Consider the following 19,878-nt stretch of genomic DNA (forward strand, 5'->3'; position numbering starts at 1 on the left):
ACCCCGCTTCGTGCATTCAGGAACTCGAAATGAGAGCGAAGATACTGTTGCTGAGTGCCGCTGCGGCAATCAGCAGTTGTACCACTAGCACAACAATTTCACAGAGGGATCTGACGAGCAGGCACCTACCTCTTGTCGTCCTCTGGATTGCCGTAGGCGCTGTATGGATCGCCTCGACCGCCTTCATGGCGACCGTGCCGCTTTCCGGCGATGAGCTCTTTTACTCCTCCGGGGCAAAATTCATCGCGGGCTTTCTGACAGGCGACATCACCTTCGCGGAAATGAAGACCAATGTCGTGGGTTTCGGCTGGTTCACGCCCGGCGTTCCCATCGTCCTGACGCCGCTTTTCCTGTTCGATGCGACGCCGCATGTTTCAGCCGTTAGGATTTACGCTGGCGCCCTGGCCCTTATCCTGTGGTTCTGGAGCCTTTGGGAGGTAAATCGCGCCTTTGGACGGCAATACACTCTTGCGCTACTCGTGTTCCCCACGCTCGACGTAACTTGGCAGCTCTTTTCCGCCACCATTTGGGGCGACCTTCCTGCTGGGTTGCTCCTTGTCATTGTCTTCGTCAGAACATGGACGCTGGGCTGTCGAAACAGTCCCTCGCCACGCGACATTATCGCCCTCGAACTCATTCTCGCTGCGGCCTTCTACTTGCGCGGGAGCCTACTTGTCGTCGCCGTGGCGGTGAATGTCTTCCTGCTCGCCCTGCCTTTTATGACCGGCCAGTGGCGTTCGGGTCTCCATCGGGCAGCGGTTCTAGCTCTCGGATCTACCGTTTTCGCAGCCGTAGTCGCGCCATGGAGCGCGATGGCGAGCCGCGAACTTGGTGGGACCGTAATCTCCACCTCCACGCCAGCCCTGTCTTTCGGCATCACCTTCGGCAAGGCCGACAGGCTTTGCTTTGGGCCCTGCCCCGGCAAGAACATCTGGATCGAGGGTGCTCGTTTTTCGCAAGCCTATGGAGCTGCAAATGGCATCAGCGAGCTTGAGGCTCAAAAGCGGATGGCAACGAACGCAACCCGCGACCTGACGCTAAAGGAATATACCAAACGCGTTCGAAGGAATTTGAAGCAGTTCCTACTGGTGCCGACAGGGTTTGTACGTGATCGTTTCCTGCCAGGAAGCCGCCTTGAACTGCCTGACCCGATGGTGAGTGTAGCGGGAACCGTCGCCGCATTCTGGACGGGGCTGCTCTATTTCCCCGCCCTGCTCGCGCTCATATTAGCAAACGGCATTGTCGTGACGGGACGAGCTGCGCAGATCGAAAGCCTGTGCATCAAGATGTTCACGCTCTGCCTGTTCGTTCAGCCCTTCATCCACCCGAGCCATTCTCGCTATTGGCCGACCTTGGGGCCATTGATGGCGCTCTCCGCAGCATTCCTGCTCAAGATGATCGCCACGAGAAGCAGTCGAGATGGAGCGCTGTCGCTCGTGGCGATGCAATGGCTTTACGTTGCGGGCGCTGGCGGCGTGCTTCTAGCCGTCCTTCTGGTGTAGCTCATCGGCATCGCCGATAGAGAAGGCAGGTCTTCATTTGGCTTTCGGCTCGGATCGCGCAAAAATCCAATTCCTCATCACGATGAAGCTCAGGAGCGGAATGAACGCTGACGTAGCCACGGTGCCCCAAACCGGATGCGCTCGCATCTCATGAACGACGAATTCGACACTCCACCAACTGAATGCAATGCCTGCAACTGAGAGAAGGGTGAAGCGAAATAACTGACTGAATGTGCGCTGGTGAACCGAGAATGTGAAGCCACTTTGGCCCAGGAAGGAGACCGCCATTCCAGCCACATATCCCAACACCGAGGCAGTGACCGGCTCTAACATGCCGCTGACCATCAGTGCGTTGGAGACCGCCAGATAGGTCGCTGTCGCGGCGAATCCGACGAGCGAAAACCGGGACAGCAGGGCAAGCAGTGTATCGCGCCGGAGCCAGTTCAAAGGCAGTGAAAAAACTCCGCTGCTACTTTTCGGCCCGGACATAATATTGAGCTCCTAATGGCAGCCGGGAAAACACCCTGTCGAGGGTCCTCATGGCCGACCCGGCGGCCGGCACAGAAAGGATAAACCGAGAAGTTACGTTTCGAAACCCAGCTTGCGTAAATAGCCCAGCGGTAGTCTCAGCGCGAAGCAGAACCGCGTCCTCGTCAAAAGGACAGTTGTTGACCGCCCGTAGCGTCAGTGGGTTTCGCGGATTGTGCTCGAACACCAAGGCAAGTCCGCCTGCCCGCAGAACCCGTCGCATCTCGCTGGCGAATTCCGCCCATTGCGCGGGATCGACGTGGTGCATCACGCAGACGGTGAAGGCGAGGTCAAATGCACCGTCGTCGTAGGGCAGCCGTCTGCCGTCGTAGGCCTGATAGTCTACACTAGGATGCCGTTGTTTCGCCCGTTCGATCGACGAACTTGAAACGTCAACCCCCGAGAGGGACCCAAGGCTTGGGGCAAGCAGCCCATGGAAATTCCCCACGCCGCACCCGACATCAAGCGCCCTCACTTGGTCGGGTGGCCCTAAGCTGGAGCGGCACAGGTCCAGGATGTAGGCAGCCTTAACGTGGGTGAAGAAATCTACATCCAGCCCCGTGAAGGCGACCGAACGATTCACGGTCTCCGAATAGTTGTCGCCATAGGAATCAAAGAGTTCGGGCGTCTTGTCTCGATCTTGCTTCACGCCGATGTCCATCAACTGCCAACCAATTGGGAAGGACATAACCCGAAGCGCCTAGAATAGCGAGCCGCTACCTGCTAATCAGACCCAATTTTGGGGAAGCTGTGGTGGCTATGATGATTGCGATATCGGTGATTGTGCCTGTTTACGCTGGTGAGGCATATCTCGAAAGGCTCGCCGCAGACATCGATGTTCTGCGTAACCTATTCAAGACAACCGGAAGTGACATCTCTCTTCACGAACTGATATTCGTTGACGACGGCGCTCGGGACAAGTCCCCCGGAATCTTAGATAAAATTGCCGCGGCGAAGTCGTGGGTCACCGTCCTGCACCTGTCCCGCAATTTCGGTCAGCATGCCGCTACGATCGCGGGAATATTGCACAGCTCAGGCGATTGGATCGTCACGCTCGACGAGGACCTTCAACACCCGCCGGCCCGTATCATCGATATGCTGCGCAAGGCGGCTGAGACGAACAGTGACGTGATCTATGCCAAGCCAACTGGCGCCGTCCACCAGACGCTTGCCCGCGATCTCTCTTCTCGCGCCTACAAGCGCATGATGGAGTGGATCACCGGGAATCCCAACTTGCGGCGCGTCAACAGCTTCAGGTTGCTTCGTGGCTCAATCGGCCGCGGGGCGGCAAAAGTATGCCAGCACGACACCTATTTTGACGTGACTCTCTCCTGGTTCACTGACCGCGTCGAGACGGTGTTGATGCCGCTGAAGGATGAGCGCTACATAAGCACTGGCCAGAGCGGTTATAGGTTGCGCTCGTTATTGTCGCACGGCCGGCGCATGATTGCATCGAGTCAGTTGAAGATACTCCGGCTGGGGGTGCTGTTCGGTCTGATCGTCCTTGGCGTAAGCGCCGCCAGTAGTGTCGCACTCGTCCTCATCCGTCTGCTCATGCCCGAATTGATCGCAATTCAGGGATGGGCGTCGCAAATCCTCGTGACGACATTCTTCGGCGGCTTCTGTATTCTCCTGCTTGGCATCCTGCTGGAATACATGTCCATTGTGGTCATGCGGTCCAACGGACGACCGCTGTTTTTTTCCGTTGATCGGTCATCCGATGAACGGCTGCGGGCGGGCCTGCGTCCGAGTCAGGCAGCAGCCCAACAAGAGACCTAGATGCCGTAATGGGCCGGCGTCTCATGAGTAGCCAGTTGGGTGGCTGTCCCTCAGAATGATGATGTTTGGAACGAGGTCCGAGCGATCGGCCTCAAGCATCATGAGAGGAACAGCCATGGAGTATTATGCAGGAATCGACGTCTCGCTAAAAGAGAGCAGCGTGTGCGTGGTCGACGCGACCGGCAAGTTGGTTCGCGAGGTCAAGGTAGGCAGCGAGCCTGAATGCCTGGTCGGGTATTTTGATCAACTGGACTTTCCGGTAGAGCGCATCGGCCTTGAAGCGGGGCCGTTGTCCCAATGGCTACACGCGGCTCTCGTTGCTGCGGGTCATGAGGTGGTTTTGCTGGAAACGCGGCATGTGAAGGCGGCGCTTTCGGCGATGACGGTGAAGACCGACCGCAAGGATGCACGGGGGATCGCGCAACTGCTCCGCATGGGGTGGTATCGTCCGGTCCACGCCAAATCGTCGCCGGCCCAGGACACTCGGGCTCTATTGGTTGGCCGCAAGCTTCTGCAATCCAAGCTGCTCGACGTCGAGCTCAGCATCCGGGGTATCCTGCGCGGCTATGGATTAAAGGTCGGCGAAGTCAGCCGAGGGCGTTTCGAAGCGCGCATCCGCGAACTGATTGCAGGGCATGCGATATTGTCGATGGTGATTGACGCGATGCTAACGGCGCGAGCAGCGCTGTGGAGCGAATTTACGAAGCTGCACCGCGAGATGCTCAGGATCGCCCGCGCCGACAAAGTTTGCCAACGGCTGATGAGTGCGCCGGGTGTCGGTGCCTTGGTTGCGCTGACCTACCGCTCCGCGGTCGATGATCCAGCCCGGTTCGAAAAGTCCAGTATAGGCTCAGGACTCATTGATCAAAGCCAGAAGATGATCGTCGCGGCGATGCAGATGGCTGAGAAGAAGGTGTGGGCGCATCGGTCATAGCGTGTAGCGATGCGCCGCCAGTCCTTGACCCGCATCCTTCTCGTCATCCATCCCTTCGCTCCTTCCGTCATTGTAGAAGGAGCCGTCAAATCTGAAAGTGCGAAAGATTCTCTACGTTATCAGCTGGCGCCGGGCTGCCCGGGAAAGCCGGCTGGCCATGCCACTCGATAACAACGATGCCGGTTTCGTCCCTGTCGTGGTGGATGATGAGGGCGCATGGCGACAAGCGCGAAAGAGCCGCGCCGGCACCGCCCGGCGGAACGGATGGGCAGGCACTCCAGAGCCAATGACCTGCACGCTTCGTTGACACGAGGCGTCCTCTGCGAGAATATGCAGTTCTCTGTTCTATGAATACACGCGAAATAACTTCGTGTTGCTCCAGGGGCCATCAAACTGGGGGTATATTCTGATCCCCTTGATTCTCGTAGCCTCGACCGTAATGATATTCCCACCTCTGAATAGCGAAACACGCTCTGTCATATTAGAGGAATAGCCCGCACCGACATCGACAGAGATCCTCACGAAATCCGGATCGTTGTCTCGGACTAGGCCGAGGTGAAAGCGTGCCCCGTCGACTTCGCTGAACTCCACGAACGCCCCTTCGTTTGTCTTCTCAAGTCGTCCTTCGACGGTAGAGATGTTTACGTTGCGACGCTTCGGTCGAAGCTCTGTAAGCGCAGCCTTATCAACTTGCTCTGCCTTGGCAACGGAATGCCGCCAATCCTCATGGCTGACGCGCCGGTAGCCCACTTCAGGATTGATCATTTCCACGGCGCGCTGTGAAGCCGATTCTTCCGGCTCGATATGTAGAAAGCTAGCGAGTTCATCGACAAAGCGCCGTGGCTCCCGCGTCGCCTTCTCATAATTTACGACCACAAGAGGACAATCCAGCTCCTGTAGCATCTTCCCCACTTGAATGAGGCGGTTGAATGAAAACATGAAAGCTCTGTCAAAGTGTGCGTCCGAGCGCTTCATCTGGCTTTCGGCAATCGCAATCACGTTGCGGAAGACAACGATGACACGGGGGTTTCTTAAGTCAGGAAGCAGCTCTTTCAGATAAACTGATGAATGCGGCATCTTCCACCCCCAAACATCGTGCATGTCATTTCGCTTGGCAACAACAGATCGAACAGCATCAATGTCGTGTGGAAGAAACTCCGGATCCTCGTGGTTGTTGCCAAGGTTGTTGCCGAGGTTGATGCCAAGTTCACGCACGACACCGGCCACCATCGAGGTGCCTCCTCGTTGAACGCCAACGATGACGACTGTTTTCTGAGCGGTATCCTGGCCTGGTCGTATGATCAACTTTGCTTATCTCCTGAGTGCGCCCAGCCTGCCTTTATCCGACCGCGACCGTGAAGCCAAGCCTCTATATGTTAGCCTCTCTCTTCCGGCCGTTTCCCGCCAACGGTTCCATCCGGCTCATCAGGCCGCCCCGAGCACAGCTCTTCCGATCCCCTCGCGGAAAGGAGTTCGTGGCGTCCAGCCAAGAACTTCGCGCGCCTGTGCTATATCCAGGCCGCTCACATCGACGTCGGTCCTGCGCGCGTTTGTGTAGTTTCGCTCGAAGCGGTAGCCCGTAACCTCCTCTACAGTCTCTATGACGTCAATCACGGACTTCATCTCACCGCTTCCAACGTTGAGGACAAGCTGCGGCCTATACTTCAAATGGATTGCAGCCATAATCGCCTCGATGACGTCCTCGACATAGATATAGTCGCGCATCGCCAGGCCGTCGCCCAGTATGCGGATGGGAAGTCGCTTCCTGTACTGGTCGAGGATTGCGGGGATCAGGCCCTGACCCTTGCGGAATTCCTGGCCCGGCCCAAACGGATTGGCAAGTCGCAAGATGACATATTCGAGACCATCCACGTGGCCATGCATCTGGATGTATTTCTCGACGATCAGCTTGGTCAGCCCGTGGGAGCTTATCGGGTTGGTCGGGGCGCTCTCGGGTGTGGGGACGGGAGCACCGGGACCATAGACCGTCCCACCCGAAGAGAGGAACAAATAGCGCTTGACGCGCGCAATGATGCAATTCTGCAGGAATTCGACATGCGGGAGAACGTTCTCCTTGATGTCCGCCACTGCGTGGTCGTTCCCGAGACCCGGGCTGGAGGTGCTGACAAGTTGCACCACCGTGTCTATGCCCTGCAGCGATGAGGCCATCGCTATCGGCTGACGCAGATCGGCTTCGACCAACTCGACTTTGCCTTCGAACTCTTCAACAAATGATTTATCATATCGTCGGGAAACGGCGCGAACGGAAGCTTCGGCGGCAATGAGGCATCGTACGAGATGTCGTCCGATGAAGCCGTTGGCACCGTAGACACCGATCATGTCTTGCATCCCTTCCCGTCAAAAAACTCTCCCAACATGCCGAAAAAGGTTGCACTGCCCTTCTCTAGTTCCAGCATCTTGTTGCACGTCTTCTTCAACAGCGCATGGTTATGGCTGGCAAGCACGATGATGCCGGCCTTCTCGGCGCGTTCCGCCATACGCTTCTTCGCCTTTTCCTGGAAGGCGGGGTCGCCGGCGCCGATCCATTCGTCCATGAGCAGGATCTCCGGCTCCAGGCTGGTCGCAACCGAGAAAGCAAGGCGGGCGGCCATCCCCTGGCTGTAGCTCTTGAAGGGCAGGTCTATGAAATCGCCGAGCTCGCTGAACTCGATTATCTCCTCCATGCGGGCCTCGATCTCCTGCTCGCTCCAGCCGTTGATGAGTCCCCTGAGCACGATGTTGCGCCGGCCAGTCGCTTCCGGCCGGAAACCGAGCCGGATATTAAACAGCGCGTCGACGCGGCCGTTGATTTCCACGCTGCCCGAAGTCGGCTCAAAGACGCCGTAAAGCACCTTCAGAAGCGTCGTCTTGCCCGCTCCATTGGGGCCGACGAGGCCCAGCCGGTCGCCGGCCTTCAGTTCGAAACTGACGCCGTCAAGCGCGGTGACGAAGCGGGTGCGGCCCTTGCCGACGATGCGCCCGCCGGTCGGCATGCGCTTGTCGCGCGGCGCCAGAGTCAGTTTTTGGCGCAGGCGGTAGGTGAGGCTCAGATTTTCGGCGCGGATTGAAACCATCACAAAACGAACACGACCTGTTTGCGCAAGCGGCCGAGCAGCAGGAGCGCGACGGCCCACAGGCTGGCGGTGATCGCGCCACAAAGGATGAAGGAGCGCACAGGCACGTCTCCTGAGAGGATCGGTATGCGCACGATCTCCAGGAAATAGGTGAAGGGATTCGAGTAGTAGAAGGTACTGCGCACGCCGCCGCCGCCCGTGTATGCCCAGAAGACAGGCGTCAGAAACATGCCGATGCGCGTCAGGTTGGAGACGATGAACTGGCTGTCGGGGAAGTAGGCGCCGAGAAACGCAAAGAGGATGATGGCGGCGGGCGCCGTCGCCAATATCAGCACTATCGCCAGGGCCGACCACGCCCACATCACGGTAAGCGATGTGCCGCTTATTACCAAAATTGCGAGACAGCCGATAAATGCATAGCCGGCCCGGATGACCGACTGCGTGGCAAGCCGCATGACATAGACCGAGAGCGGCAGCGTCGTACCCTTGATGAAGCTCTCCTCGCGCACGAAGAGGGACACGCTCTGGGAGATTGTCTCCATGATGTAGAACCAGACCAGCAGCCCGGTTGCCACATAGGCCTCGTAATTGGGTATGCTTGCGCCGCGCTGAAAGACGAAGATGAAGGTTCCAGCAAACGCCAAGTAATTGATGAGCAGCCACAATGGCCCGAGCGCCGTGCGCCGGTGCTGGTCGCCGATATCCTCGTGCGCCAGCGCAATCCACACGCGCCGCATACGCAGGCCTGCATGGATGTCCTTCAAGGCGATCTTGATGGTTGCAAACATTCTCGACCTTCAAAGTTGCCGGCTGTTAGCACGTGCGGAGCAGAATGCAAACAAGCTTGAGCTTTGTGACCGCAGCATCACGGAGCAGCGCGGTTCCGCCTTTCGGGCGCCAGCCAAATTTCGCACCGTAGGCGATTGCAGGCAATCATTGTCGCTCTTGTGCCGATGGCCTGCAGATGAGCGGCAGTGGCTAAGCGATATGCCGCGCTGCCTCACGGAACAGTCCACCTGTTCCATGGGCTTATATAAGCACGTGATGCCATAGGCGACGAACCGGGTCCGGTAGCTGCGGAAGACAGAAGAGGCGGTGGTTGGCGGCGGGCTTTGCTCTCTGCTCGCCCACCGCCGCCGTATCGAGTTCTTTGGGAATGACCCAGGTAGCCAACGGTCGATCCTTAAGGGGTCGACTTGTTGAGCACGCCGAAGCTGCCCGTTGCTTCATGACAACACTCGGACTACAGCATCGGCCCGAAAACCGGAGTCGATTTTTCGGGAAGCACGATGCGCAAATTCAAAAACAGAGGGCGTCCTTCGTGCGTCCAAATGGATCGCGCTCTAGGGAAGCACAGGAGCCGCAGCGCATCCGAGCGCGGCGAGCGTCCGGTGCAGGGCGAGGTCGATGTCCGTATGCGGCTCCCCGCCCAGAACAACGCGCAGCTTGCTGTTATCGAGGCGCACTGCCGTCGTCCAGAGGTAGCGCATCTCCGCGAGCTCTCTGAACAGCTGAACGAACGGCGAGAGCGCCACGACGGCCACCCAGGGAAAGCGCCGGATCGGCAGTCCGGGCGCCCGCGCAACCGTGCGCACGCGCTCGGCGATCTCTATTCCGCGCTCAAACCAGTGACCGCCGAAATGGTAGGTCTCGAAGGTGCCGAGCGCCTCGTCCCGCTCAACCAGCCGGGCGATCGTTTCGGCGAAATCGGGGAGATACGCCCAGGCGTGCCCGACTTCCGGCCGTCCGGGATAGGTGATGGCCTTGAATGGGGCTCCCGGCTTCACCAGAGCCTGCGAGAACCAGGAATTGCCCATGTTTGGCCCGAAGAAATCCCCGCCGCGAAGGATCAGAACCCGTACATTCGCCTCCTCGGAAGCACGTTGCAGACGGCGCTCCATGGCGACGCGGATCGCGCCCTTCCGGGTGCGCGGTTTCTGCGGCATGCTTTCGCTAAGCAGTGGGAATGCATCCGGGCCATAATTATAGACGGTGCCGGGAAAGATAATGCGCGCATCCGAAGAGCGTGCCGCGGCGATCGTGTTTTCCAGCATCGGTAGCGCGAGCCGCTCCCAGTTGCGGTAGCCGGGCGGGTTGACGCCGTGGACGATGAGCGCCGCGCCGTCCGCGGCCGCGAGCACATCCCGGGCATTCATGGTGTCGCCCGCGACCCATTCGGCCTCGGGGAGCGAGGATGCCACACGGGCAGGATCGCGGTGGAGGGCGCGGATGCGCCAGCCGCGCTTCGAAAACGCCAGCGCAGTCTCGTGTCCGACGCCGCCGGTCGCGCCGAGGATGAGGGCAATCTTGGTGGTGTTCATTTCTGATCTCCTTGCGTGAAGTGAGACCAATATGGCACCGCCCAACATTAACGGAATTGCGATATTTCATGGCTCTGCTATACGAAAATAGATGAACAAACCGACGCCGACGTGGGACCACTACCGCTCTTTTCTGAGCGTGCTGCGCGAGGGAAGCCTGTCGGGCGCGGCGCGGGTGCTGAGCGTCACCCAGCCGACGGTGGCGCGCCATGTCGGCCAGCTCGAGGCGGCGCTCGGCGGCGTGAGCCTGTTCACGCGCTCGCCCCATGGGCTCGTGCCCACGACCGCGGCAATGCGCCTCCTACCCCACGCGGAGGTGATGGCATCAGCCGCCGACGCGCTCGTCCGGGCGGCCGCCGGCGACGAGGCTGCGCTCTCGGGTGTCGTGCGCGTCACCGCAAGCGAGGTGGTCGGCGGGGAAGTGCTGCCGGCCATCCTTCGCGACCTTCGCGCGCGGCATCCGGATCTTGTGTTCGAGATCGTGCTGTCCAATGCAACGAGCAACCTCCTGAGGCGCGAGGCCGACATCGCCGTGCGCATGACCCGGCCAACACAGAAGGCGCTTGTGGCAAGGCGCGCCGGGAACGTCATGCTCGGTTTGCACGCCCATCCCGACTATCTGGCCGTGCACGGGACACCGAAGCGCCTCGAGGAACTCGCCGGCCACGCGATCGTCGGTTACGACCAGGACGCCGTTTCCGCCCGCGCCATCGCGGCAAGCGGCCTGTCGCTGACACGCGAGACGTTCGCTTTCCGCACGGACAACCAGCTCGCCCAACTCGCCGCCATCCGCGCCGGATGCGGCATAGGCATCTGCCAGGTGGGCCTGGCCAGCCGCACCCCAAAACTCGTCCGGCTGCTGCCCGACATGGTGGGAGTCCCGCTCGAGACCTGGATCACCATGCACGAGGACCTGCGCAGCGACCAGCGCATGCGGCTGACATTCGACCATCTCCACCAGGCAATCGCGGCCTATGCAGCAGCCACTTAAGGGCGCCACCTACATCATGGATTGCTAGGCACCTTGGCGCGGAGGTGTGCGGAATAGCCCATTCGGTCTTCATTGCCCAAGGAAAAAGCGGCAATCGCCGCACCGATCAAACAGGCACTCAATCGTTCAACCGCCAGTCACGGTCGCCGCAATCTGACGCCCGGGTGATTGCCATTGGTGAACTCCACGCCTTCGACCTCAAGAACGGCACGAATCTTTTCCCGGGTTTCGGCGGACACGCTGGGAACATTCATACCATCGCTTTCGCAGCGCTTGATTGTTGGAACAGAGACGCCAGCCCGGCGGGCAAGCTCCGCTTGCGAGATACCGATCAACGCGCGGGCTGCCCGCATCTGTCCTGATGTCACCAAAGCCTATTGATCCCTTTAGATCATTCGTCTATGATCCAAAGGTATCAGCGATACCCTTGGACCGGCGGTCCGAGGTGTGGCTAGACGCGGTGTTGGCGCACCGTGCCTAGCCTGACCACAACCCAAGCTGCATGGAGCTCGGATCATGGCTGATTCTGAGATTAGCACGAGTCTGTCTGCCGTCACCCGCCGGAGGTTGCTGGCTGGAACGACGGCGGCGACCGTAACGTGGCCATTTCAGAATGGTGCGGCGGCCGCCAACGCGTCGGTTACGACCACCACCGACCCGGCACTCGCACTGTGGCACGAGTGGAGGGCAGCATATCACAGAACCTTGGCGGCATGCCGGAAACAGCAGCGCCTGGAAGCCAGGCTGATCAACAGGGTCGGCTTTCCTTGTGCGGAGGTTTTTCTACCGGACGAGGACGTGACCATCACCATGCACGGCCCCGAGCAGGTCGAGGAACTCTTCGGAGACGATCCGTCCTGGGCCGCCACGCGTGCCAAGGCCCATGCCGATCTGGCCGCCTATCAGGTGCGCTGGGATAGCGTCGACAGGGAACTCGGCTATTCTGCCGCCAAACAGGCCGAAGAGGACGCGGCCGATCACGAGCAGGATTTGTTCGACACCCTCACGCATACGCCGGCCGCTACGCTTGCTGGCGTGGCCGGCAAGCTGGATGCGGTTCTGAGGGAAGGTGAGAGCTGGGAGGATTGCTCGGACTTTCCCTGGCCACAGATCCGTTCGGCCCTCGTCGATCTTGCGCGTCTCGGGCAAGCGATGCGGCCGGGCACATTTATCCCCGGCAGTGACCGGAACGCTCCCTACCTGCGCCGGCACCGGGACGGGTGCTGCTTCCAGGTCTGCAGGGGCTTGGATGTGAGCGGGAGCTGACGACCATGCCCACCAACAAACCACTCTGCGAAACGACGCCGCTGGAGATGGGACGGTCGCCACGCCGCAGCGAACCGTCGGACCATGACACCCAAGGCAGCCGGTCGCTGTCGGTCTCGCCTCGGGATGGATTGGCCCCCGGCGCGGACGGCGCATGTGCAGGTGACGGCGATTTCTCGATGTGGGACGTTGCCGATCCGGACGCCGGAGCCAAGGCGGCGCTCGATCTCTTCGGACCCTCCGCAGCCATGACCGCGGCAGCCGAGGCTGCCTTCACGGCGCGCTATGCCGGACGCGAGGCCGACTTTCGCTTCTGGTTCGCCGTCTTCATCAGGTTGCGTGGCATTCCTGCCGATGACGGGAACGCATTGTAGTGTGGCGGCGTCTCGCCGCCCCACCGCTCTGGTCGCGCGCATAAACTCAGAGCGCGCGGCTTTCGTTCGCCCGAGATTCGGATCTAGCACCGGGACCGGCGTGTCGTCGGCGAACAGATGGTCGGCGGCAAGCACGTGTCTCGTCAGCCCGCAGGGCTTCGAGCCAAGCAGGCGCCGCCGGCCCAGCCGGTGGGCGTCGCTTGCCAAAAAAAAAGGGCGCGGAGAAATCCGGCACCCTCTTCGCATTTCAAACGATCTGGCTCGTTAGCTTTCTCCGAGATGATCTTTCTGGGGTCCCTCCATGGGCTCGCTCGGACGATCCTCAACGAGGAACTTCGATCTTACCCATTCCGAGAACTTGCCCTGCTTGATGCCATTCTTGGCGGTGCAGTCACTGGGGCCTGATTCGACATACAGAGACTTTCCATCGAAGCACCCTGCCGCCTTTTGGCGTGAAACCCGCGACCAGCCGTTGGATGTTTCGAGAACTGGTAGGGTCTCTCGAAAGAAGAAACGGCCGACGACGCCGCACTCCATTGAAGGGCATGTGAAGCGTCTCAGATCTTCAACTGCGACCCACATCCGCGAATCTGCCAATGCCGGAAATGCACCAGAAACAACTGCCGCCAACCCAACAGCGCCACAGGCGAACGATAGTTGGTTTCGCATAAACTCGATCCCAGGTTCGTGTGCTGCAGGAGCATACATGGAACCCACTGCAGTGCACAGCATGCGCGAAAACTCTCATTACCTCCAGCCTTGGCGCTCACCGAAAAGCAGCGCTCGTCAACCAGTTCACCGTGAGGAGATCTCTGCTCAGAAGACCAGTCTGAAGCCCATATGGCCGGTCGAGCTGTCAGCGCTGGCGCCGGTGCGCGCTTGGATGCGGTAGCGGTAGCAATAGGATTTGTGGCACAGATAGGAGCCCCCCTTGAGTAGCTTCATGTTCTCCACCGCTGCCGCGTGGTTGGCCTGGCGGGCGCGGGCTCCTACAGATCGGATGCGGAAGGGGTCCGCGCACCATTCCCAGACATTGCCGGCCATATTGTGAAGGCCAAACGAATTCGGCGCGAAGCTGTCGACTGGCGCCGTGCCGAAATAGCTGTCGGCCAGCGTGTTATCGTGGGGGAAACGGCCCTGCCAGATATTGCACAACGGCGTCTTGTCCGTCGGTTCGGTTTCGCCCCAGGGGAACGTCGCACGCGGCAGGCCGCCGCGCGCCGCGTGCTCCCACTCAGCCTCCGTGGGCAGGCGACCGCCGGCCCATTCGGCGAACGCGACCGCATCCTCCCAGGAAACGTGAGTGACGGGATGGTTCTCCAGCCCCTCGATCGATGATTGAGGGCCAAAAGGGTGTGCCCAATCAGCGCCAAACACCTTTAGCCACCAGGGCGTGTCGACGACACGCTGGACCTGAATGCCCTCCGGCACGAACGTGTGGAAGACCAGAGACCAGCCAAAGCGTTCCGCGTCCGTGCGGTAGCCTGTGGTTTCAACGAAGCGCTTGAACCAGGCATTCGTTACCGCGTAGGGATCAATCCGGTAGGGGGGCAGACGATGCCTCCTGATGGGGCTTTCGCCATCGTGGCGAAGAACGGGCGTGTTCGTCCCCGTTGTCGTCGCGCCGCCTTTGATGGGAACCAGCCGGGCAGGGGGTGCTTCTCTGCTGGCGCCGGCGGCGACGGCCTGTCGCGCGGCAGGCGCTGTTCCCGAACGCGAGGCGGAGGGGCAACAGCGGCTTACCTTTTCCGCATGCTCACTCATAGCGGTTGCGCTCCCGGCGCGGATCGATCCAGCGTGCCGGCTCTTCCGGCTGTGTGGCACGCACCCATTGCCGGACGACCTGCGAGCGAGCCCGGTTGACCTCCTGGTGCGTCGCGATCTGCGCTGGTTCCCAGCCCTCAAGCACCTTACGTTCGAGCGCGGACAAGATGGCAGCGCAGGAGGGATCACCCGCGAGGTCGTTCTCCTCGAGCGGATCGGCGGCAAGGTCGAACAGCATCGGCTCGTCCCCGTCAAACCACATCAGCTTGTGCCGGTGTGTGCGCACCATGCGATGGCGCAATGGCGGAAGGCTGATATTCATGAGGCCGCCATAATAGGCGCTGTAGGTCTCGTCTTCCCATTCCCTGGCATCGCGCAGGTCACGTCCGCTGTGCTGCGGCAGGGCAGGGGCCTCGGCCCAGCCGAGGATCGTTGCGGAAAGATCGGTGAGGTTGGTTACGCGCCGGTCCACCGCGCCGGGCATCATTTCGGGAGCGCGGATCACCAACGGCACCTTCACGCTTTGGTCGTACATGACGCTCTTCCACCAAAGTCCGCGCTCGCCCAGGCATTCTCCATGGTCGGAGGTGTAGACAGTTACGGCATCATCCAGCCCCAGCTCGTCGATTGCCTCGAAAAGCTGCCCACACAGGCGATCGATCATGTGTACAAGCCCATAATAGGCGGTCCGGCTTCTTTGCGTCGCCGATGCGGAAACCGCGCCAACGCCGCCAGCCTCCCGCCACGCCGTGATCGCCGGGTGATCCGCTTCCGGTGGGCCGCCCAGTAACGGCGGCGGTACGCGGCCGTCAAAGACATCGTAATCGGCGCGCCGGGCGATGTAGGGCGGATGTGGGCAGAAGAAACTCACCAACAGGAAAAAGGGCCTACCGGATCGCCGGCGCTGTCCGGCGAGCGCGCGCAGGGTCTCTTGCGCCTGCTCGGCCACCGTCAGGTCGTAGGCCTGATAGGACGTCTCGCCGGCGCCGGAATGCTCCAGTTCCGGCCCCCGGTTGCCCCGACCCTTGGTCAGCGGACCGATATCCGGCGGCGGTGCGCCAGGAAAGCTTGGGCCTATGTCGCCGATAGGGCGCGCGCTGAAGCCGTGCATCTGATCGGGACCATAAAAATGCATGCGCCCGACCAGACGGCAATCATAGCCTGCCGCGCTCAGGGCGTGGGCAATGGTCGGAATGTCCGAGGCAAGATAGTCATCGTTGGTCAGGACTCCCGACTGATGCGGTTCGAGCCCGCTCAAGAACGCCATGCGGGAAGGAACGCAAAGCGGCGAAGGGCAATAGCAGTTCTCGAAGAAGGTACCCTGACTGGCCAAGTGGTCCAGACTGGGTGTCTCGGCTACGGGATCGCCTGCGCATCCCATAATGCGCGCGGCATGCTGGTCGGTCATGACCATGATGATGTCGGGGCGATTTTCCACCTGCTCCTCCCTGAAATGGGTGGCCAGCAATTCCTTGCGGCTGACTGGTCTAGACAATATGGTCATGATCAGTATAGTGGTTGGGCCATTCCGTGCAAGCTGCACTGGATGCGACAGGGAGGAGATTTCATGCTTATCAGGTATTGTTTCTGCGGATTTTGGAGAGCCGCGCGGGCATCGGCACTTATTGCGATGGCAGTGGGTGCATTCGGATTGGTTGGTCCAATATCCTTGAGCGCAGTCTCGGCGCAAGAGTTTCCATCCAAGCCGATCAAAGTCATCGTGCCCTTCAAGCCGGGCGGGCGCACCGACGTCGTGGCGCGGCTGATATCGGAGAAGATCCAGGAGAAGGGCTGGCTCGACGAGGCGATGGCAGTCGTCAATGTCGACGGCGGTGCCGGCGCAAATGCCGTCAACCAGATGCAGCGCGACGCGGCAGACGGTCACACGATCATTCACTGGCATCACCAGCTTCTGATCGCAGCGGCGATGGATCTGGGCAATTTCGGCTTGGATGACTTCAAGTCCATCGGCTACACCGGCGGCGGCAGTCCGGTCTGGGCGGTGCGCGAGGATGCGCCTTTCGACACGTTGGAAGAGCTCATCGCACATCTGAAGGAAGAGCCGCGCAGTCTGGTCGAGGCAGTCGGCATCGGCACGATCCCCCATTTCGTGGGTGCCATGCTTGCGAATGAGGCAGGGTTTGAAACGCGCTATGTGACGGCCAACAGCGGTGCCGACCGCCTACGGCTGCTGCTTGGTGGCAATGCCGATATCGCCTTGTTCGCGGCGTCCGAGTTCCTTGCGCAGGGACAGGAGTTGAAGGCCCTGGTCTATTTCGGTCGCGAGCGCCTTCCCGATCTGCCTGACGTGCCGACCGCCACGGAGCTCGGCTATGACGTCACCTGGGCCAACCCGAACTGGTGGCTGGCGCCCGCCGGCACGCCGGACGCTGCCGTGGACGCCCTTTCCAGCGCGCTGGACAAAGCGATCGCCGATCCCGAGATCGTCGAATACTTCCGCAACAACACGCTCGAGCCATACTGGATGGACGGCGAGGCGGCCATGGAAGACGCCCGCAAGACGCTCGATCAACTCGAGGATGTAGCGGCAACGATCCAGTGAATCGGAGGCAGGGTCGAGGCAGGGCAGGGACTGTCTCCGCATCGGGCCGGATGGGAGTGGCGCAATGGCTAACCTGCGCGGACAGAATCGGGAGATGGCGGCGGATCTCATCTTATCGGGATTGGTCGCATTCGCTGCGGCGGTGTTGCTGTATGGCGCCGCCTCCCTGCCGCCGCCGCGCTTCGACCCGCTGGGATCGGCGGCGTTGCCCAGGGCGCTGGGGGTTCTCATGCTGATCTTCAGTGCCATCATTGCCGTTCGCGCCTTGACGCGCCGCAAGCTGCCTGACGACGACGAAGGCTGGGTCGTGCCAAATGAAGAAGAGCCCAGGGCAGCAAGCCCGGTGCGGGGTCTTTTGATCTTCGTCGCGCTCGTCGCCTACGTTGCCGCGCTCGATTTTGCCCGCGCTCCCTTTGTGCCAGCCACGACGGTCATGATGGCAGTGAGCGGTCTCGTCCTTCACAGGGTCGACTGGCGCACGGGCCTGCTGTTTGGTGCGATCGGGCTCGGGCTTGCGCTGGGGCTCAGCTACGTCTTTACCCATTTTCTCTATGTGGATCTCCGCTGACATGGGCGACGCATTCACGCTTCTTTTCACATGGCAGAATCTGGCACTCCTGTTCGTCGGCACCAGCCTCGGTATCGTCGTCGGTGCCATACCCGGCCTGACGGCCTCCATGCTGATCGCACTGACATTGCCCCTGACCTTCCATATGGAGCCGGTGGGTGCGGTGACGCTGCTGATCGGTGAGTATGTCGGCGGCATTTCCGGCGGCCTGATCACGGCCATCCTGTTGAGGATGCCGGGCACGCCGGCGTCGATCGTCACAACTTTCGACGGCTACCCGATGGCCCGCGATAACAGGGCCGAACGCGCCCTGGCTCTTGGGATACTCGCGTCAGTCGTGGGTGGCATCATCTCCTGGGTGTTCTTGGCGGGCATGTCGCCCGCGCTCGCCCGCTTCGCGCTGCAATTCGGGCCTTGGGAGTATTTCACCCTCGTGCTTATGGCGCTGGTCATGCTCGCAGCCCTTGCGCACAGTTCGATGGTAAAGGGTCTGCTGGCCGCCGTTCTAGGAATGGCCTTCGCGCTGCCCGGCATAGACAGTTCGACAGGCAGCGACAGGCTCACGTTCGACCAGGATGTTCTACTGTCCGGATTCGGGCTCTTGCCGGTGCTGATCGGCGCCTTCGCGATCAGTCAGATCCTGCGTGACGCTGCCGCGCCGGTTTCGAAAGAAAGACCGGCGCTGCCGAAGTCGCGCCTGCCTGTCTATTGGTCGGACGCGAAGGTGCACGGTCTCAACATGCTGCGCTCGTCGGTCATCGGCACGTGGATCGGTCTTCTGCCGGGCATCGGGGCCAACATCGCCGCCCTAATGGCCTATACCACGGCCAAGCAGGTTTCGCGCGAGCCGGAACGCTTCGGCACGGGCTATGAGCCGGGCGTAGTGGCCGGTGAGTGCGCCAATAACGCTTCCATCGGTGGGGCTCTCATACCACTGATCACCATGGGTATTCCGGGCAGCGTCACCGAAGCGATCCTGATCGGCGCGCTGACCATCCACAATCTGCAGCCCGGCCCCTTGCTGTTCCAGAATGCGCCAGAGATCGCCTACGGCATCATCGCTGCCTATCTCGTGGCCAACATCATCATGCTCGTGCTGATGTGGGGGGCGGTGAAATATATTGCCCGGGTGGCGCAGATCCCGCGTGCGGGGCTCCTGGGGCCGATCCTGATTTTCTGCGTCGTTGGCTCCTATGCCATCAACGGCAGCTTTGTCGACGTGTGGGTGATGATCGCCTTCGGCATCATCGGACTTGGACTTGAGGCCGCGCGCGTACCCCTGGGCCCATTCGTTATTGGTTTTGTCCTGAGCCCCATCGCCGAGGAGCAACTGCGCGCTTCGTTGATGATGTCCGATGGAAATTTCTGGGAAATCCTCCAGCGGCCATACGCGCTGCTTTTTCTCGCCCTGGCCGTGCTAACCCTGTTCTGGCCGGCTTTTCTGGCGCGTATCCGGGATCGGCAGGGAGCGTTGAAAAATGAGCGTGCTTGAACTTCCATCCGGCGGTCGCCGCTATCTGCAGATCGCCCAGCATCTGGCCGACAGCATCAACTCCGGTGTCTTCAAGACAGGAGACCGTCTTCCGCCCGAGCGCGAACTGGCGGCGACGCTTGAAGTCAGCCGGACGACCGTTCGCGAGGCACTGCTTGCGCTGGAGATCATGCGATTCGTGGAAATCCGCCTCGGGGCTGGGGTTTTCGTGCTTCCCGAGAACATGCGCGAAAGAGATCGTGGTGACCTCCTGGCGGTGGAAGAGGTGGGACCGTGGGAGGTCTTGGAAGCGCGCCGCATGGTGGAGGCGGAGTCGGCCTTCCGCGCCGCGCAGCGGGCGACGGAAGACCAACTCGCGGCAATGCTCGGATCCATCGAACGGATGGAAGCACGCCTCAACGACATACCGCACTTCGACAGGGCGGACGCAGAGTTCCACATGCTGATCGCGCGAGCGGCGGGAAACAGCGTGATCGAGAGCTATGTCGCGCATCTGTGGAGGATGCGCGAAAGCCCGCTCTGGGAGCGCTGGTACGACAAGACCAGGCATCCGGCGAACCGGCGTCGTTCCATCGAGGACCACAAGGCGATTTACAAGGCGCTTCGGCGACGCCTGCCGGAAGTCGCCCGCACCGCCATGTGCGCCCACATCGACGTGCTTGCCGAGCGCTTTTTCGACCTGAGCCTTTAGCCTCACGCACGCCCGTAGAGGGAAGGCGGCA

19 protein-coding genes and 2 pseudogenes are annotated in these 19,878 nt (G+C 60.8%); 10 read left to right on the forward strand and 11 right to left on the reverse strand.

The window, feature by feature from the left end:
• Window positions 1-29: 29 nt before the first annotated feature.
• Window positions 30-1,502 carry a hypothetical protein gene (locus GPJ75_RS06620; protein WP_163266351.1) on the forward strand — a complete coding sequence of 491 codons (1,473 nt, stop codon included), beginning with the start codon at window positions 30-32 and terminating at the stop codon, window positions 1,500-1,502.
• Between the two features lie 33 nt (window positions 1,503-1,535).
• Here the strand turns inward: GPJ75_RS06620 and GPJ75_RS06625 are convergent, their stop codons facing one another.
• Both GPJ75_RS06625 and GPJ75_RS06630 read right to left on the reverse strand, forming a co-directional pair.
• Window positions 1,536-1,991 (reverse strand): GtrA family protein, encoded by a 456-nt coding sequence (locus GPJ75_RS06625; RefSeq protein ID WP_163266353.1) that lies wholly within the window; start codon window positions 1,989-1,991, stop codon window positions 1,536-1,538.
• Window positions 1,972-2,691 (reverse strand): class I SAM-dependent methyltransferase, encoded by a 720-nt coding sequence (locus GPJ75_RS06630; protein ID WP_163266355.1) that lies wholly within the window; start codon window positions 2,689-2,691, stop codon window positions 1,972-1,974. Before GPJ75_RS06630 ends, GPJ75_RS06625 begins: the two co-directional genes overlap by 20 nt.
• 98 nt (window positions 2,692-2,789) lie before the next feature.
• Between GPJ75_RS06630 and GPJ75_RS06635 the strand changes: the two genes are divergently transcribed.
• Both GPJ75_RS06635 and GPJ75_RS06640 read left to right on the forward strand, forming a co-directional pair.
• The gene (locus tag GPJ75_RS06635; protein WP_246248954.1) at window positions 2,790-3,809 is read left to right on the forward strand and encodes a glycosyltransferase family 2 protein; all 1,020 of its coding nucleotides are present in this window, start codon (window positions 2,790-2,792) and stop codon (window positions 3,807-3,809) included.
• Window positions 3,810-3,924: 115 nt separating this feature from the next.
• Window positions 3,925-4,650, forward strand: a pseudogene (locus GPJ75_RS06640) (IS110 family RNA-guided transposase); the annotation flags it as partial.
• A 23-nt stretch (window positions 4,651-4,673) separates the two neighbouring features.
• On the opposite strand, the pseudogene GPJ75_RS06645 reads toward GPJ75_RS06640, so the two are convergent.
• The 6 genes and pseudogenes from GPJ75_RS06645 to GPJ75_RS06670 all read right to left on the reverse strand — a co-directional run.
• A pseudogene (locus tag GPJ75_RS06645) lies at window positions 4,674-4,775 on the reverse strand (IS5/IS1182 family transposase); the annotation flags it as partial.
• A 313-nt stretch (window positions 4,776-5,088) separates the two neighbouring features.
• Window positions 5,089-5,973: a hypothetical protein gene (locus tag GPJ75_RS06650; protein WP_163266359.1), complete on the reverse strand. Its 885-nt coding sequence runs from the start codon at window positions 5,971-5,973 to the stop codon at window positions 5,089-5,091.
• 195 nt (window positions 5,974-6,168) lie between these two features.
• The gene (locus GPJ75_RS06655) at window positions 6,169-7,083 is read right to left on the reverse strand and encodes an NAD-dependent epimerase/dehydratase family protein (protein ID WP_163266361.1); all 915 of its coding nucleotides are present in this window, start codon (window positions 7,081-7,083) and stop codon (window positions 6,169-6,171) included.
• Window positions 7,080-7,817, reverse strand: coding sequence for an ABC transporter ATP-binding protein (locus tag GPJ75_RS06660; RefSeq protein WP_163266363.1), 738 nt, complete (start codon window positions 7,815-7,817; stop codon window positions 7,080-7,082). The genes GPJ75_RS06655 and GPJ75_RS06660 overlap by 4 nt, the downstream gene beginning before the upstream one ends.
• Window positions 7,817-8,605, reverse strand: coding sequence for an ABC transporter permease (locus tag GPJ75_RS06665; protein ID WP_246248942.1), 789 nt, complete (start codon window positions 8,603-8,605; stop codon window positions 7,817-7,819). The genes GPJ75_RS06660 and GPJ75_RS06665 overlap by 1 nt, the downstream gene beginning before the upstream one ends.
• A 555-nt stretch (window positions 8,606-9,160) precedes the next feature.
• Window positions 9,161-10,138, reverse strand: coding sequence for an NAD-dependent epimerase/dehydratase family protein (locus GPJ75_RS06670; protein WP_163266365.1), 978 nt, complete (start codon window positions 10,136-10,138; stop codon window positions 9,161-9,163).
• A gap of 91 nt (window positions 10,139-10,229) precedes the next feature.
• Between GPJ75_RS06670 and GPJ75_RS06675 the strand changes: the two genes are divergently transcribed.
• Entirely contained in the window at window positions 10,230-11,129 is a 900-nt protein-coding gene (locus tag GPJ75_RS06675; protein WP_163266367.1) for a LysR family transcriptional regulator, read from the forward strand.
• A gap of 137 nt (window positions 11,130-11,266) precedes the next feature.
• On the opposite strand, the gene GPJ75_RS06680 is transcribed toward GPJ75_RS06675, so the two are convergent.
• The gene (locus tag GPJ75_RS06680; protein ID WP_246248943.1) at window positions 11,267-11,482 is read right to left on the reverse strand and encodes a helix-turn-helix domain-containing protein; all 216 of its coding nucleotides are present in this window, start codon (window positions 11,480-11,482) and stop codon (window positions 11,267-11,269) included.
• Between the two features lie 163 nt (window positions 11,483-11,645).
• On the opposite strand from GPJ75_RS06680, the gene GPJ75_RS06685 reads away from it, so the two are divergent.
• Both GPJ75_RS06685 and GPJ75_RS06690 read left to right on the forward strand, forming a co-directional pair.
• Window positions 11,646-12,395, forward strand: coding sequence for a hypothetical protein (locus tag GPJ75_RS06685; RefSeq protein WP_163266371.1), 750 nt, complete (start codon window positions 11,646-11,648; stop codon window positions 12,393-12,395).
• 5 nt (window positions 12,396-12,400) lie between these two features.
• On the forward strand, window positions 12,401-12,769 hold the full coding sequence (locus GPJ75_RS06690; RefSeq protein WP_163266373.1) for a hypothetical protein: 369 nt from the start codon (window positions 12,401-12,403) through the stop codon (window positions 12,767-12,769).
• 816 nt (window positions 12,770-13,585) lie between these two features.
• On the opposite strand, the gene GPJ75_RS06695 is transcribed toward GPJ75_RS06690, so the two are convergent.
• On the reverse strand, window positions 13,586-14,533 hold the full coding sequence (locus GPJ75_RS06695; RefSeq protein ID WP_163266375.1) for a formylglycine-generating enzyme family protein: 948 nt from the start codon (window positions 14,531-14,533) through the stop codon (window positions 13,586-13,588).
• Window positions 14,526-16,223 (reverse strand): sulfatase-like hydrolase/transferase, encoded by a 1,698-nt coding sequence (locus GPJ75_RS06700; protein ID WP_163266377.1) that lies wholly within the window; start codon window positions 16,221-16,223, stop codon window positions 14,526-14,528. The genes GPJ75_RS06695 and GPJ75_RS06700 overlap by 8 nt, the downstream gene beginning before the upstream one ends.
• Here GPJ75_RS06700 and GPJ75_RS06705 point away from each other — a divergent pair.
• The 4 genes from GPJ75_RS06705 to GPJ75_RS06720 all read left to right on the forward strand — a co-directional run bounded on the left by GPJ75_RS06705 (window position 16,203) and on the right by GPJ75_RS06720 (window position 19,847).
• On the forward strand, window positions 16,203-17,096 hold the full coding sequence (locus GPJ75_RS06705) for a tripartite tricarboxylate transporter substrate binding protein (protein ID WP_163266379.1): 894 nt from the start codon (window positions 16,203-16,205) through the stop codon (window positions 17,094-17,096). The genes GPJ75_RS06700 and GPJ75_RS06705 overlap by 21 nt on opposite strands.
• 64 nt (window positions 17,097-17,160) lie before the next feature.
• The gene (locus tag GPJ75_RS06710; RefSeq protein WP_163266380.1) at window positions 17,161-17,664 is read left to right on the forward strand and encodes a tripartite tricarboxylate transporter TctB family protein; all 504 of its coding nucleotides are present in this window, start codon (window positions 17,161-17,163) and stop codon (window positions 17,662-17,664) included.
• 1 nt (window position 17,665) lies between these two features.
• On the forward strand, window positions 17,666-19,156 hold the full coding sequence (locus GPJ75_RS06715) for a tripartite tricarboxylate transporter permease (protein ID WP_163266648.1): 1,491 nt from the start codon (window positions 17,666-17,668) through the stop codon (window positions 19,154-19,156).
• Complete coding sequence (locus tag GPJ75_RS06720; protein ID WP_163266382.1) at window positions 19,143-19,847, forward strand: FadR/GntR family transcriptional regulator; 705 nt, start codon at window positions 19,143-19,145, stop codon at window positions 19,845-19,847. Before GPJ75_RS06715 ends, GPJ75_RS06720 begins: the two co-directional genes overlap by 14 nt.
• Window positions 19,848-19,878: the final 31 nt, after the last annotated feature.

Source organism: Chelativorans alearensis, assembly GCF_010993735.1.
GTDB classification, from domain to species: domain Bacteria; phylum Pseudomonadota; class Alphaproteobacteria; order Rhizobiales; family Rhizobiaceae; genus Chelativorans; species Chelativorans alearense.